Raw genomic sequence first — 13,687 nt, 5'->3', positions numbered from 1 at the left:
CGGATCAGGTGGGGCGGATCAGGCCCTCCTGGACGACAGTTGCCAGGTGGCGGTGGTCGCGGGTGAAGAAGCGGCCCGTGCCCAGGCCGCGGCCCGCGTCGGCGGCGACGGCTTCCTGGACGTAGAGCAGCCAGTCGCCCAGCGGCCCCGGACGGTGGAACCACATCGCGTGGTCGAGGCTGGCGGTGACCAGCCCGGGCCTGGCCCAGGACAGGTCGAGCACGCGCAGGACGGGTTCGAGGATCGTGTAGTCGCAGACGTACGCCAGGGCGGCCAGGTCCCGTTGGGCGTCGGTCAGCCCGTCGACCGGGCGGAGCGGGTCGAAGGGCCTCAGCCAGACCGCCTGGTGCGGAAGGCGTTCTCCCTCGACGGTGAGGTAGACCGGGCCGGGGACATGCCGCATGTCGAAGCCGCGACCGCCGGACCAGTACGCCTTGGACTCCTTGGTCATGGACCCGCCGTCGCGCTCCGCGAGGTACTCCGCCGAGCTGGGCAGGGTCTCCGGGTCGGGCACGTCGTCTTCGAACGCGGCGTGGAAGGCCGCACCGGCCTCGCCCGCCGCGAAGCCGGCCAGGCACACATACAGCGGCTTGCCGTTCTGATAGCCGCGCACCTGCCGGGTGCTGTAGCCGCGCCCGTCGCGCACCACCTCCACCTCGTAACGCACCTCGGCCCCGATGTCGGCGGGCCGCAGGAAGTAACTGTGCATCGAGTGCAGCGACTTGCCGTCGGTCACCGACCGCATGGCCGCCGCCGCGGCCTGGGCGACGAGATCGCCGCCATATGCCTTGGGCCACGGGCAGGGCTGGGTCGTGGCGGTGAACGCGAGGTCGAAGTGCTCGGGCTGGGCGGGCTTCAGGGTGACGGCGGCGGTGAAGACGGCCGAGGTGGGGGGCGTCCCGGACATCAGCGGTCCAGCCAGTCGCGCAACTCGGCGTCGGCGACGTCGGGCAGGTTGACCACGATGTTCTCCGGCGTCCGGGTGGTCATCCAGGTCAGCGGCTTGGTGCGGGAGAGGTTGCACTCCACGTGCGGCATGAAGGGCGGCACGAAGACCCAGTCGCCCTCCTCCATGTCGACATAGTCTTCGAACCGCTCGCCGAAGTAGATGCGGGCCCGGCCGGAGAGGACATAGCCGCCGGTCTCGGCCTCGCCGTGGTGGTGGGTCACCGAGCGGTAGCCGGGTTCGTTGCTGACCTTGCCGAACCAGAGGCGGGTGGCCGGGGTGTGCTGGATGCTCACGCCCGAGACGCGGACGGCGCCGCCCGAGTCGGCGGTGTTGCCGCTCTCCAGGCCGCCGCGCGTCACCACGGGGGCGACGATGCCGCTGGGCAGCCGGTACATCGAATTGTCGCCTTCGAGGCGGTACTTGCTCAGGTCGGGCTCCATGGGGTCGGCTCCGTTCAGTCGGGGACCAGGATCCGATGTCTCGTGTTTCTCACGGTCGTCATTTAAAGTCAATACACCTGGACGGACCTGCCCGACCGTGGGACAGGACGGAACGCAACCGAGCCGGAGGCCCCATGACCCCCGTCCCCGTGAACCCGACCACCCTCCCGACACCCAGCGGCTACTCGCACGGAACACTCGCCGGAAACACGCTCCACCTGGGGGGACAGACCGCCCTCGACGCCGATATGAAGATCGTTCCGGGCGGCATCGTCGAACAGTTCCGGCAGGCGTTCGGCAACCTGCTCACCACGCTGCGCGAGGTCGGTGGCCACCCCGAGGATCTGGTGAGCGTGACCATCTACCTCACCGACATCCCCGACTACCAGGCACACGGCAAGGAGATCGGCAAGGTCTGGCGCGAGCTCGCCGGGCCGGTCTACCCGGCCATGGCGGGCATCGGCTGCACGGCACTGTGGCAGCCCGAGGCCATGATCGAGATCCTTGGTGTGGCCGTGATCCCGGAGAAACGACTCGTGGCGCCGCACACCGGGGGGTGAGGCGGACCCGACTCGTACGGCCCCGAGGTCGGTCGCGCGGTGCGGCGGTGCACCGGGCCTCGTCCGGGAGCAGGTGATCACTCCGCCGCGCCAGGCGTTAGGGTGCCGGTACATGACCGCGCAGACGACAACGGCCACCACCGCAGCGGGCGAGCGGGAGTCCCGCCACGCCCCGCTCATCCTCACGGTCTTCGGCCTCTACGCCAGGGGCGAGCACAACTGGCTCTCGGTCGCCTCGGTGATCAGCCTCATGGCGGACCTCGGCGTGGAGAGCCGGGCCGTGCGGTCCTCGGTCTCCCGGATGAAACGCCGCGATGTGCTGCGCGGCGAGCGCCACGAGGGTCTCGCCGGCTACTCGCTCGCCGACTCCACCCTGCAGACCCTCGCCGAGGGGGACGTACGCATCTTCCGGCAGGCCAGGGCGTCCCGCGAGGACGGCTGGGTCCTCGTCGTGTTCTCCGTGCCCGAATCCGAGCGCGAGAAGCGGCACGCGCTGCGGACGACCCTGACCCGGCTGGGCTTCGGCACCGCTGCGGCGGGCGTCTGGATCGCCCCCGGACACCTGGCGGCCGAGACCCGGCGCACCCTGGAACGCCGGGAACTGTCCGGGTACGTCGACATCTTCACCGGTGACTACTTCGCCTTCGGGGATCTGCGGGAGAAGGTCCGCGCCTGGTGGGATCTCGACGAACTCACCGCCCTGTACGCGGACTTCCTGGACCGGTACCGCCCCGTCCTGGACGCGGTGACACGGCGCGAGCCACCTCCGCTGGAGGCGTTCCGCACCTATGCGCCGATGCTGACCCAGTGGCGCCGCATGCCCTACCGCGACCCGGGACTTCCCCTGGAACTCCTTCCGCCGGAGTGGAACGGCGTGGCCGCGGGCGAACTGTTCCACCGGCTCCACACCCTGCTGAGCGCCCCCGCGGCGGCACACGCCGCGGGGGTCCTCCGCGCCCGGCGCTGACGCGGCACTCGCCTGCGCGCCGCTAGCCGACCGCGGCGAAGCCCGTCAGGAGCGTTTGTCGATGGTGATGAACGGGTCCCACTGGAAGTAGCCCACCAATTTCTGCTCGCTGTCCAGGAGCTGGAAGAAGAAGCGGTACGTGACCTGGCCGGTCTTCTTGACGTCCGCCTCCCAGTAGTGGTCCTCGTAGTCCTGGGTCTCGAAATCCGGCTGGTCGGTGGCCCCGTCCTTCGGAATCGGGTAGGTGCCGTCGCCGATCACGATCCGCGGCTTGCTGATGAGCTGGTCGTTGCTCAGGTACCGGTACAGCAAGGCGCAGTATTCGCTGTTGAGCGACAGCGTCGTCTCGCGCCACCTGATGATGTCCCGGGGGTTGGCCCGGAAGTTCAGCTCGGCCCCGGAGGTGCCGATGACGCGATCCTGACGCGTCGTCATATAGATCAGGGCATGGTCGACCTGTGTGGGCGCGTCGGGGTTCCTCGATGCGTCGGGGTAGCGCTTGGCGATCGAGACCGCGTCGAACGCGATCATCACGTTGATGAATTCCGACATGTTCCTACTCCTCTTCCAGCTTGTATGCCATCGCCCGCGGATAGTCGTGCCGCTGCAGGCGGACGCGGACCAGCAGCGGTCCAGCGTTGACCGGGTCGGTGGGGTCGGTGAGGCGGGCCAGCAGCTCGTCCAGGTCGCAGGCGTGCGCGATGCTGACCCCGTTCGCCGGAGTCTTCTTGCCGGAGAAGACCTCCGCGAGGCGGTCGTAGTGCCACGGGTGCAGGACGTTGTAGAAGTCCGCGCCGTTGGCGCCGTCCGCGTCGCGCGAGTCCCGGTCCGCGAAGTAGGAGGGGTGCACCAGCATCTGCTCGATGCCGTAGAAGTGTCCGTTGTCCATGACGAACACCACCGACCGCAGCCCGAGCCTGGTGTGGGTGGAGATTTCCTGGCAGGTCTCCTGGAAGGCGCCGTCGCCGACGAACACCATCGGGCGGGCGTGGCCGCGCTCGGGGGCGAGCGCGGCGCCGGTGGCCGCGCCGACGGACCAGCCGATGGACAGCCAGCTGATCTGCGACAGGAACCCGCCCGCGGGCAGGGTCAGGTTCATCGAGCCGATGAGGGAGAACGCTGCGTCGGAGACGACCGTCCAGTCCTCCCGGGTCTCCCGGCCCAGGAAGTGGTTGATCCGGTCGAACACGCCGTCGTAGGTGAGCCGTTCACCGGAGCGGGACGACGAGCCGCCGGCGCGCAGCGTGGCGCGGTGGTCCTGGAGGCTGGCGGGCCGGTCGTCGGGCGCGCCCTGGTGGGCGTGGGCCTCGGCGTAGTAGTCGGCGGTCAGGCCCCCGGAGCCGAAGCGCGCCACCAGCGCGTCCTGGAGAGCGGGGATCAGCCGGGTGAGCTGGACGTCGGGGAAGTACCGGGTGCCGACGCTGACGCCGCCCTGGGCGGCCATCACCCAGTCCGTGCCGACACACTGCTCCCCGTCGAGGTTCTTCGAGGTGGACCAGGCGCCGAGGCCGATCCGGCAGGTGGCCCAGTCCTTGAAGATCCAGTGCACATCCGGGTGGCTGGCCTTGCCGTTGTACACGCCGTGGAACTGCGGCCCCCGCTCGTCGACGACGGCCTTGGCGCCGACGGTGGTGCAGAACGGCACCCCGGTGGCCTGCGTCAGGTCGGTGAGCTGCCCGTCGAGGCGGAACCGCTCGACCTCCTCGCCCGCCCATACGATCGGGCGGGGCCTGCCGTCCGGGCCGGGGTGCTCCTCGATCAGGGTCATGATCGCGTCGACGGCGCCCGCCAGCATGGTCTGGTTGCGCGCGCTGAACGGCCGCTCGCGGCGCAGCAGCGGCTCCTCGGCCACCGCACAGGGTTCGTCCCACAGGTCCTCCATGACCTCCAGATAGACGGGCCTGCGCTCGGACAGGCAGGCGGTGAGCGCGGCGTCGATCTGGCCCGGGGCGAGGCCCGGGTTGGAGATGACCTGCGCCTCCACGGTGACCTGCCGGTAGACGTCCAGATTGCTCTCCCGGCGGGGGCTCATATGCGAGGTGAGCAGGCCGAGGGCGCGGTAGTTCTGCCACTGCTCGTAGGGCGGGCAGGCGTTGATGGCGACGAGCGGGACGTGTTCCACATGGGCGCCGCCGCAGGCATTGAGCAGATTGAACGCGCCGACGCTGTAGGTGACCGCGGCCGCGCCGATGCCGTGGAGGCGGGCGTAGGAGTCGGCGGCCTGGCCCGCGCCGCCCTCGGTGGGGGTGCCGACCCACTCGATGTCGCCCTCGGCCCGCAGGACGGTGAGGAACGGGTCGAGGTGGTTGCCGGGCACGCCGAACAGGTGGGTGATGCCCAACTCGGCCAGTCGGCGGGCCAGATAGCGGGCGACCGTGCACTCGGGGGTGCTCTCGGTCATGAGCGGCCCCCCTGGTCCGGGCCCGGGGTGGTGACGGGCGGGGCCTGGTGGACGGCGATGGCGGCGCGGACGGCGCTCTCCAGGGCGCCCTCGATCCAGGCGTGCTTGAGGGAGGTGTGCTCCCCGGCGAAGTGCACGGGGCCCTCGGGCCGGGAGGCGTCCAGGTGGAAGCTGGTCATCTGGTGCGCGGTGTACGTGGCGGCCTCGCCGAAGGCGTACGGATCGCGGGCCCAGCTCTTGGTGGCGCCCCGGCCGGTGAAGAACACCTCGATGCGGCGGCCGTGCAGGGCCTGGAGGTTCCGCAGGGCGTAGACATAGCGCTCCGCCTCCCGCATGGAGTCCCAGCGTGAGGCGTCGTCGGACCAGGAGTACGAGGCGAGCAGCACGCCACCGGTGCTGCCCTCGACCCCGTGCGAGGGGTAGTACACGAACCGGTTGGGGTTGTCGGTGGCGGAGCCCCCGCCGAAGCAGTGGGTGGCGGGGCGGACGGCGGGGCCGCGCAGCGGCATGGTGCTGTTGAACTGCCGCACCTCGTCGGTGACACCGCTGTCCTTGACCGCGGCGCCGAGCAGATCGGCGATGCCGGCCTCGGCGAGCGCGGGGGCGGGAGCGGCGCCACTCTCGCCGCCTCGCTGGTAGTACTCGTGGAGGCCCGGTGAGATGCTCTCCAGCTCGTTGCGCCAGTCGTCCTCGGTGAACTCCCACCACCGGTGGCTGAACTCCAGCAGTACCTTGGTGGCCTGGTCGTAGTGGGTCTCGATGATGGCGCGGCGCTTCTTGTACGACATCGAGGGGACGATCTCCACGAAGCGCAGCGTGGAGAACGGGATGGTGACGATCGCCAGGTCCGCGGTCCACAGCTGGGTCGGACCCGCCGGATTGTCCTCGGCGACGGTCTGCACGGCCACGCCCCACCCGCCCGGTCCGACGGCGCCGGTGCCCTCGGGAACGGAGTCGCGGCTGGGGTCGTCGTACTCGAGGTGGATCATGCGGTGGCCGAACCGCACCTCGTCGCGCAGGCCCCGGTGGAGGGCGTCGGGCAGCCGCCAACTGCCGCCGGGTATCTCCCAGTAGCGCACGGTGGGGCTGATGTCGGTGTGGCTCAGGAAGCTGTGGAAGAAGGAGAGATGCAGCCGCGAGGACATGTTCTCCAGCGTTCCGACCGCCTCGATGGCCTCGTCGCTGAGCCCCGCGTAGTCGCGCAGGAAGCCGCCCATCGAATAGCCGTCGAAGTCGCGGATCACCCTGGCCCAGCCCTCGACCCACTGGTCGAACGGCTTGTTGACGCGCTGCCCGTCCACGACGTCGGAGTAGTGGTCCCGCACGCTCTCCAGCGCGTCGTCGACCATCTGCACGGCGGGCGCGCGGACCTCGTCGTCGGTGAGGTGGAAGGCCTCGTTGATCCGTTCCGGGGTGGCGGCGTAGTCGGCGCGCCGCACCTGGACGCGGTTGGTGCGGATCCAGGTGTTGCCGCGCTTGTCGGGCTCGCGGAAGTCGGGGCTGTCGTCGCCGTAGCTCCAGGTGCGGCCGGTGAAGGAGGTGTACGTCACCGGGAGGGCGGGGACATCGGGGCCGCTGCCGGTGGTGGGGTCGACGTCCACGTTGTAGAACTGGCGGCGGCCGAGCCCGAGTTTGTCGACGAGGGCGAGGACGAGCGGGTGGAAGTCGGGCAACCGCATGGCCCCGGCCTCGGCGTACTGGGCGGGGTCGTCGAACGGCTGATGGTGCTTGGTGGTGCGGAAGGTCTTGATGCGCCCGCCGACGCGGCCGGTGTTGGCCTCGAGGATGGTGACGTCGTGGCCCGCGTCCTTGAGCAGGCGGCCGGCCACGAGGCCGGTGATGCCGGCGCCGATGATGAGGATTTTCTTGCGGGGGTGGCGGGTGGGGCCGAGGCGGCCGGTGTCGATCAGGGTATGGAGATATTCGAGTTTGAGGTCGGAGTTGTCCGGCCCGATGAGGAGGAGTTCGCGGGCCAGCCTGAGACACGTCTGCCAGCGGGCACGGGCGGCGGAGTTGTCGCGGGGAGCGTCGGTCATAGCTTGCGATCGTAGATATGCAGAAACGATTTATCGATTCTGTGACTTGGTAATGCGTTGGTAAAGTCCAGAAACTGGAGGCCTTGCGGCTGACGGAATTTCGACTTGCCGGATTTCCCTCTGGGGAAAGGCCGAGATCCGGCTGGGGCGCGAGCTCTACCAGGGGTGGAGGGGGTGGGGGAATGCGGGTGCGCCCGTGCCGCGGTGAACTGAGCGGTCGTCACACCGGGATACACAACGGGTCCGGATCGGCCATGCCGAAGCCGTGGAAGGATGTCGAACTCCTGCCCGATAAAGGCAAGGGGGAAGTCGCATCAACACCTGTGGCCGCTTGTGTGTCCTTCAGAAACCCCTTTCGGCGGGGCGGGCGGGATGTCCGTAGGAGTTTCAGGCCGCCGAGGACATGCCGTAGGAGAAACGAGGTGGGCGGGTTTCCGGCCCACCGGCCCGCCGGAAACTCGCCCACCTGTTCGCATGGAATTTCAGTTCGAAGTCGGCACCGCCTCCCGACTCGGTGCGCCGTCCGGAGTGGCCCTGTCCTGAGCGTCCCCGCCCGGCTCCGCGTCCAGGCTTCGGCGGAAGGTCTCGGGAGCGGCCGCCATCGTCGCCGCGGCGATGAGGGCACCCGCCGCGACCAGGAGCATCAGACTCCAGGACGCCCCGCCGCTCCACACGATCAACGACGTGGCCAGCATCGGGGTGAAGCCGCCGAGCACCACACTGCCTGCCTGGTAGCCGATCGACACTCCGCTGTAGCGGACCCGGGCGGGGAACAACTCGGCGTAGAACGCGGCCAGCGGGCCGAACACCGGGCCATGCCCGAAGGCCATGACCACGACCAGGGCCAAACAGATCAGCACCGGCGACCGGGTGTCGACCAGCAGGAAGAACGGTCCCGCGAAGGCCGCCATGAACAGCGCGCCCCCGATGAACACCGGCCGGCGGCCCACCCGGTCGGAGAGCGCGCCCCACAGCGGGATCACCGCGATGTCCACCGCGGCGGCGACCATCACCCCCGTCAGCCCCACCTGCCGTGACAGGTCGAGCTGTTCGGAGAGGTAGGTCAGGATGAAGACGGTGAAGATGTAGTAGTTGCCGCCCTCCGCGAACCGGGCACCGACGGCGATCAGCACCTCCTTGGGGTGCCCGCGCACCACGTCGACCAGGGGCCGCCGCGACCGCCCTCCGCTCTCGGCCGCCTGGGCGATCGACTCGGGCTCGGAGATCCGGGAGCGGATGTAGAGGCCGACGGTGGCCAGCAGCGCGCTGGCGAGGAAGGGCAGCCGCCACCCCCACGCCAGGAACTGCTCATCGGGCAGCAGGGATACGGCGCTGAAGACACCGGTGCCCAGCAGCAGCCCGGCCGAGACCCCCGTCTGCGGCCACGCCCCGTACAGACCGCGTCGGCCGCTCGGCGCGTGCTCGACCGCCATGAGCACCGCGCCACCCCATTCGCCGCCCACCGCGAACCCCTGCACCAGGCGCAGGAACACCAGCAGGGCGGGGGCCCACAGACCTCACCGCCCTCGGCGCCGTCGACGGCGCGATCTCCCTGGGCGTGCGGGTCCCCGAGGACGTCTGGGTGGTCGGGTACGACGACATCGCGATGGCCGCGTGGGAGGCGTACGGCCTGACCACCGTGCGGCAGCCGATCACCGACATGGCGCGGATGGCCGTACGCATGCTGATCGAGCGGATCGAGGACCGCACACTGCCCGCCCGGCGCCGGGAGTTCCCGGCCGAGCTGGTGGTCCGGCGGTCCACCGCCCATACGCCCGCTTCCTGACCCTGCTCGCGTACGCCGCCGCCCGGGCGCGTGGTGCTCCCGGGCGGGCGGTCTCCGAGGCGTTCGGCTCGGCGGGCCGTCAGGCGTTTCCACGTGGCGGCCCGTCAGGCGGTCAGCCCTCCAGGGTGTTCCGCAGGGCGGCGAGACCGTCCGCGTAGATGCCGTGGAAGAGCGCGACCGCTTCGTCCTCGCTGACGTCGGTGGGGGTGAACGTCCCGGACCACTCGACATGCGAGGCGCCGGACCGGCCCGGGACCTCGCGCACGGTCAGGGTGGACAGGTAGTCGGTCACCGGGAACGGCGCGTCGAGGATGGCGTAGCTGTACGAGCGCGCCGCGTCGTCGAACGCCACGAGCCGCTCGACGATCACACCGCCCTGCTCGTTGCGCAGCTGGCGGACGCGGCCGCCCTCGGCGGGGACGCTCTCGGAGATGTACGGCAGCCAGTCGGGCAGCGAGTCGAAGCCGCCGATGAGCTGCCACACCTGCTCGGGTGGTACGGGCAGGTCGAGGGACGCGGTGGTGGAGGCCATGGAAATGCTCCTGTCGGGGTGGGAGACGGGAGGGTGGATCAGTCGGTGGGCAGGGGAGCCAGCGGGGAGACAAGGCCGGCGTCGCGCAGCTCGGTCCAGAACGCCGCGGGGACGGTCTCGTCCAGGGCCGCGACGTCCTCGGCGATGCGGCTGGGCCGGGTCGCACCCGGGATGGCGGCGGCGGTCGCCGGATGGGCGAGGGCGAACTGCAGGGCAGCCGCCTTGACGCTGATGCCGTGCCGCTCGGCGAGTTTCTTGACGCGCGTGACCTTCTCGACGATGTGCGCGGGCGCGTCCTGGTATTCGAAGTGGGTGCCGCCCGCGAGGATGCCGGAGCTGTACGGGCCGCCGACGACGAGGTCGACGCCCTGGTCGACCGCCGTGGGGAGCAGCCGCTGCAGGGCGCGGTCGTGGTCCAGCAGGGTGTAGCGCCCGGCGAGCAGGAAGGCGTCCGGCTTCGGCTCGTCCAGTTCGAGGGTGAGTTCAATGGGCTCGACGCGGTTGACGCCGAGTCCCCAAGCCTTGATCACGCCCTCGTCGCGCAGCCTCTGCAGGACGCGGAAGGCGCCGGTGCGGGCGGTCTCGTAGACGGCGAGCCAATCGTCGCCGTGGAAGTCCTGGGCGACGTCGTGGACCCAGACGATGTCGAGCCGGTCGGTGCGCAGACGCCGCAGGCTGTCCTCGATCGACCGCAGGGTGGCGTCGGCCGTCCACTCGTGCACCATCTTGTTGGGACGGCCGTGTTCGAACAGGCCGCCCTTCTCGCCGAGGTCACGGGTGGCGGGGTCCTCCACCTCGTCCAGGATGACGCGACCCACCTTCGTGCTGAGCACGTACTGGTCGCGGGGGCGTCCGGCGAGCGCGTCGCCGAGGCGTATCTCCGCCAGGCCGGCGCCGTAGAAGGGAGCGGTGTCGTAGTAACGGATGCCGTGGTCCCAGGCGGCGTCGACGGTCGCGGCGGCCTCCTCGGTGGAGACGTCGCGGAACATGCTGCCCAGCGGTGCAGTGCCCAAGCCGAGGCGGCCGGGGAGCAGGGACTTGATGGTCATGAAAGGTCCTTGCGAAGACGGGGAGGTGGGCGGACTCACGGCCGTCAGCCGGTCCGCCGTTCTTGCGTCTTCGACAGTAGGATTGCCACTTCAGACTGTCCAAGACTCTCTTGGATAGAGTTGAGTCCTCGGAGGTCTTACGTGCTTGACCTGCGCCTATTGCGCTACTTCAGCGTGGTGGCCGAGACCGAACACGTCGGCCGCGCCGCCGAGCAACTCCACATGTCGCAGTCTCCTCTCAGTCGGCAGATCGCCCAACTGGAGAAGAACCTCGGCCTCACCCTGTTCGAGCGCAGCCAGCAGCGCATCCGGCTCACCCGCGACGGCGCGATCTTCCTCAGCGAGGCCCGGGCCCTGCTGCGCCACGCCGACCGGCTGGAGAACCTGGGCCGCCGGCTGGGCAGAGGTGAAGAGGGCGGCCTGTGCATCGGCTATGTCGCCGACGCCATGCACACGGGTGTGCTGCCGGGGGCGCTGCGCCGGCTACAGGAGGAGAGCCCCGGCATCCATGTCGCGCTGTACAGCATGCCCGCGGCCGAGCAATTCGAGGGACTGCGCCAGCGCAGCCTCGACATCGCCCTGGTGCGGGAGCCACCGGACCGCGACGACCCCGTGCTCCGGGCCGCGACACTGCTGGAGGACCCGTTGCTGCTGGTCCTCCCGGCGGGCCACCCGCTGGCCGCGAGCGAGACGATCTCGGCGCGGGACCTGGACGGCCAGCCGTGGATCGCGGTCGAGGAGCCGGGCGACCCGGTATGGCGGGACACGTTCGTCGCCGCGTGTGTCGCCTCGGGCTTCACGCCCGACATCCGGCTCGACGCCGCGGACCCGCTGACGGCACTCGGCCTGGTGGCCTCCGGCCTCGGGCTGGCGCTGGTGCAGAAGAGCATGGTGCGCGGGGCGACGGACGCCGTGGCCGTGCGCACACTGCCCTGGCACGAGGCGTCCGTTCACCTGTGGGCGGTCTGGCACCACATCGATCTGCGGCCGGTCGTCGCCTCGTTCCGCGAGACGGTGCTGTCGGACGAACGGGAGACGGGTGCGGGGCCACTGGCCGGTGGGCTCGCCTCCGGGGCGTGAGATCAGCCGGGGAGCCCACACCCCGGAATCCGGAGTGACGAAGCGTCAAGGGGCGATGCCTCCAGTGACGCCACGGCCGCGACCAGGGTGGTGAGCCTCGGGTCCCGGCCGGCCAGGTCGAGCGCTTCGCGCAGGGCGCCTTCGTATGTCGGCCGGGCCCGGCGGAGCAGTACCAGACCGGCCTCGGTGACGTTGGTGTAGATCCCGCGCCGGTCGGTGGGACACAGGTAGCGGGAGAGGAGTTCGCGGTCCTCGAGCCGGGTGACCAGGCGGGTGGTGGCGCTCTGGCTGAGGACGACGGCGTCGGCGACCTGCTTCATCTGCAGATGGCCGTTCTCCCCGTCGTGCTGTCGGCTCAGCACGTCCAGAACCGCGTACTCGCGGGCGCTGAGCCCATGGCGGGTGTGCAGGGCCCCCTCGAGATGCGTCTCGATCCTGCTGTGCAGCAGTGACAGGGCGCACCAGCTCTGGGCGAGGGGAGTGGCGGCGAGGTCCGGCGTGGTCATGGGTGCCTCCTGGGTGGGGCGGGGTGCGTCGGGATGGGCGAGGTCAGGGCCCCGCGGCGGTGACGGTGACGTGATACACAGCACGAGCAATATAGCGCGCTTGCAATTAGTGCGTCTGCAAGTATCGTGGACGCCTGTAAAGGGCGGTAGCAATCACTTGGAGTGAACTTTCATGCCCATCGCACTGCTGGCCCTCGCCATCGGGGCCTTCGGGATCGGAACCACCGAGTTCGTGATCATGGGGCTGCTGCCCGAGGTCGCCGGGGACTTCGATGTGTCCATCCCCACCGCCGGATTCCTGGTGACCGGTTACGCGCTCGGCGTCATGGTCGGCGCGCCGCTGATGACCGCGCTCGGTACGAAGATCTCCCGCAAGCGCATGCTGATGCTGCTGATGGGGCTGTTCGTGGTGGGCAATCTGCTCTCCGCGGTCGCACCCTCCTTCGGCGTGATGGCCGTGGGACGGATCGTCGCCTCCTTCGCGCACGGCGCGTTCTTCGGCATCGGATCGGTCGTCGCGGCCGACCTGGTCGCACCCGAGAAGAAGGCCGGAGCCATCTCGATGATGTTCACCGGCCTGACCATCGCCAACGTCGTCGGCGTGCCGCTCGGCACCTCGATCGGCCAGTCGCTGGGGTGGCGGACCACCTTCTTCCTCGTCGCGGCGCTCGGCGTGATCGGCCTGGCGGGCATCGCCAAGCTCGTTCCCGAGATCCCCAAGCCGGAGGGCGTGCACCTGATCCATGAGCTGGCGGCCTTCCGCAACGCGCAGGTGCTGCTGGCCATGGCGATGACCGTGCTCGGCTTCGGCGGTGTCTTCGCCGCGATCACCTACATCTCGCCGATGATGACCGAGGTCGCCGGCTTCGCGGACTCCTCCGTCACCTGGCTGCTGGTCCTCTTCGGGCTCGGCATGGTCGGCGGCAACCTCGTCGGGGGTCGGTTCGCCGACCGGGCGATGATGCGGATGCTGTACGTGTCGCTGGGCGCCCTCGCGGTGGTCCTGGCAGCGTTCACCTTCACCGCCCACAACAAGATCGCGGCCGCCATCTCCATCGCCCTCGTCGGCGCCCTGGGCTTCGCGACCGTGGCCCCGCTGCAGAAGCGGGTGCTGGACCACGCGGCGGGTGCCCCCACCCTCGCCTCCGCCGTCAACATCGGCGCCTTCAACCTGGGCAACGCGCTCTCGGCCTGGCTCGGCGGCCTGGTGATCTCGGCCGGACTCGGTTACACGGCGCCCAACTGGGTCGGTGCCATCCTCGCCGGATCCGCCCTGGCCCTCGCCGTTCTCTCCGCCGCTCTGGAGCGCCGCGACGCCCGCCACATCCACGACGGCGCCACCGCCGAGCCGGTCCGTGTTTCGACCGCCCGGCACTGAGCT

14 protein-coding genes are annotated in these 13,687 nt (G+C 70.1%); 5 read left to right on the top strand and 9 right to left on the bottom strand.

From position 1 onward, the window contains the following. Nucleotides 1-4 precede the first annotated feature (4 nt). Both CGL27_RS07155 and CGL27_RS07150 read right to left on the bottom strand, forming a co-directional pair. Nucleotides 5-907, bottom strand: a complete 903-nt coding sequence (locus CGL27_RS07155; protein WP_078645338.1) for an acyl-CoA thioesterase domain-containing protein — start codon at nucleotides 905-907, stop codon at nucleotides 5-7. Continuing rightward, on the bottom strand, nucleotides 907-1,389 hold the full coding sequence (locus CGL27_RS07150) for a cupin domain-containing protein (protein ID WP_059149298.1): 483 nt from the start codon (nucleotides 1,387-1,389) through the stop codon (nucleotides 907-909). The genes CGL27_RS07155 and CGL27_RS07150 overlap by 1 nt, the downstream gene beginning before the upstream one ends. Nucleotides 1,390-1,523: 134 nt before the next feature. Between CGL27_RS07150 and CGL27_RS07145 the strand changes: the two genes are divergently transcribed. Further along, the gene (locus CGL27_RS07145) at nucleotides 1,524-1,949 is read left to right on the top strand and encodes a RidA family protein (RefSeq protein ID WP_119985363.1); all 426 of its coding nucleotides are present in this window, start codon (nucleotides 1,524-1,526) and stop codon (nucleotides 1,947-1,949) included. A gap of 112 nt (nucleotides 1,950-2,061) precedes the next feature. Continuing rightward, nucleotides 2,062-2,916, top strand: a complete 855-nt coding sequence (locus CGL27_RS07140) for a PaaX family transcriptional regulator C-terminal domain-containing protein (RefSeq protein WP_119985362.1) — start codon at nucleotides 2,062-2,064, stop codon at nucleotides 2,914-2,916. Between the two features lie 45 nt (nucleotides 2,917-2,961). Here the strand turns inward: CGL27_RS07140 and CGL27_RS07135 are convergent, their stop codons facing one another. The 4 genes from CGL27_RS07135 to CGL27_RS07120 form a co-directional block, all read right to left on the bottom strand. Next, entirely contained in the window at nucleotides 2,962-3,468 is a 507-nt protein-coding gene (locus tag CGL27_RS07135) for an inclusion body family protein (protein ID WP_119985360.1), read from the bottom strand. 4 nt (nucleotides 3,469-3,472) lie between these two features. Then, the gene (locus CGL27_RS07130; RefSeq protein ID WP_119985358.1) at nucleotides 3,473-5,317 is read right to left on the bottom strand and encodes a thiamine pyrophosphate-binding protein; all 1,845 of its coding nucleotides are present in this window, start codon (nucleotides 5,315-5,317) and stop codon (nucleotides 3,473-3,475) included. After that, entirely contained in the window at nucleotides 5,314-7,353 is a 2,040-nt protein-coding gene (locus tag CGL27_RS07125) for an FAD-dependent oxidoreductase (RefSeq protein WP_119985357.1), read from the bottom strand. Before CGL27_RS07125 ends, CGL27_RS07130 begins: the two co-directional genes overlap by 4 nt. Nucleotides 7,354-7,835: 482 nt before the next feature. Next, nucleotides 7,836-8,852 (bottom strand): MFS transporter, encoded by a 1,017-nt coding sequence (locus CGL27_RS07120; protein ID WP_346345780.1) that lies wholly within the window; start codon nucleotides 8,850-8,852, stop codon nucleotides 7,836-7,838. Here CGL27_RS07120 and CGL27_RS07115 point away from each other — a divergent pair. Then, the gene (locus CGL27_RS07115) at nucleotides 8,804-9,139 is read left to right on the top strand and encodes a substrate-binding domain-containing protein (protein ID WP_119985353.1); all 336 of its coding nucleotides are present in this window, start codon (nucleotides 8,804-8,806) and stop codon (nucleotides 9,137-9,139) included. The genes CGL27_RS07120 and CGL27_RS07115 overlap by 49 nt on opposite strands. A 112-nt stretch (nucleotides 9,140-9,251) precedes the next feature. On the opposite strand, the gene CGL27_RS07110 is transcribed toward CGL27_RS07115, so the two are convergent. Together CGL27_RS07110 and CGL27_RS07105 are read right to left on the bottom strand one after the other, a co-directional pair. Further along, nucleotides 9,252-9,671 (bottom strand): SRPBCC family protein, encoded by a 420-nt coding sequence (locus CGL27_RS07110; RefSeq protein WP_119985351.1) that lies wholly within the window; start codon nucleotides 9,669-9,671, stop codon nucleotides 9,252-9,254. A 38-nt stretch (nucleotides 9,672-9,709) separates the two neighbouring features. After that, on the bottom strand, nucleotides 9,710-10,720 hold the full coding sequence (locus CGL27_RS07105; protein ID WP_119985349.1) for an aldo/keto reductase: 1,011 nt from the start codon (nucleotides 10,718-10,720) through the stop codon (nucleotides 9,710-9,712). 141 nt (nucleotides 10,721-10,861) lie between these two features. On the opposite strand from CGL27_RS07105, the gene CGL27_RS07100 reads away from it, so the two are divergent. Then, nucleotides 10,862-11,800: a LysR substrate-binding domain-containing protein gene (locus tag CGL27_RS07100; protein ID WP_119985347.1), complete on the top strand. Its 939-nt coding sequence runs from the start codon at nucleotides 10,862-10,864 to the stop codon at nucleotides 11,798-11,800. A 2-nt stretch (nucleotides 11,801-11,802) separates the two neighbouring features. On the opposite strand, the gene CGL27_RS07095 is transcribed toward CGL27_RS07100, so the two are convergent. Next, entirely contained in the window at nucleotides 11,803-12,306 is a 504-nt protein-coding gene (locus tag CGL27_RS07095) for a MarR family transcriptional regulator (RefSeq protein WP_119985345.1), read from the bottom strand. 172 nt (nucleotides 12,307-12,478) lie between these two features. On the opposite strand from CGL27_RS07095, the gene CGL27_RS07090 reads away from it, so the two are divergent. Then, on the top strand, nucleotides 12,479-13,684 hold the full coding sequence (locus tag CGL27_RS07090) for an MFS transporter (protein WP_119985343.1): 1,206 nt from the start codon (nucleotides 12,479-12,481) through the stop codon (nucleotides 13,682-13,684). Nucleotides 13,685-13,687 lie beyond the last annotated feature (3 nt).

Source organism: Streptomyces sp. 11-1-2 (genome assembly GCF_003595545.1).
Classification (GTDB): Bacteria; Actinomycetota; Actinomycetes; order Streptomycetales; family Streptomycetaceae; genus Streptomyces; species Streptomyces hygroscopicus_B.
The sequence above is the reverse complement of the archived record's forward strand: the minus strand, read 5'-3'. Positions and strand labels throughout refer to the sequence as shown.